We start from the raw sequence: 434 nt of genomic DNA on the forward strand, positions 1-434 counted from the left end.
AGGCCGGCACCGGCGAACAGCGCCTTGGCCGCGTCGGCGCTCAGCCAGCCCTGTACCGGGATGCGCGCTTCCGGGTCATCCTTGGCGGGCAGGTCGTACTGCGGGCCAGCCCAGGAATTCTTCACCACGTCCCAGCCGTAGGACGCGCCGGCGGTGTCGTGCACGATCAGCGCGGCGGCGGCGCCCTTGCGGGCGGCCTCCTCGAACTTGTAGGTCCAGCGGCCGTAGTAGGTCATGCGCTTGCCGTCGAACAGCTTCGCGTCGTCGACGTGGAAGCCCGGGTCGTTGACGAACATCACGACCGTCTTGCCCTTCCAGTCCTGACCGGCGTAGTCATTCCACTTCTGCTCCGGCGCATCGACGCCATAGCCGACGAACACCAGGTCGCTGGCATCGACCTTCACCTCGGCCTGGCCGGTACGGGTGCCGACCAC

Annotated in this window: 1 pseudogene; it reads right to left on the minus strand. The window is 68.0% G+C overall.

From position 1 onward, the window contains the following. Positions 1–434 (minus strand): annotated as a pseudogene (locus D7X55_RS46650) (peptidase M20); the annotation flags it as partial.

The sequence above is a fragment of the Corallococcus sp. AB049A genome, from assembly GCF_003668885.1.
GTDB lineage: Bacteria > Myxococcota > Myxococcia > Myxococcales > Myxococcaceae > Corallococcus > Corallococcus interemptor.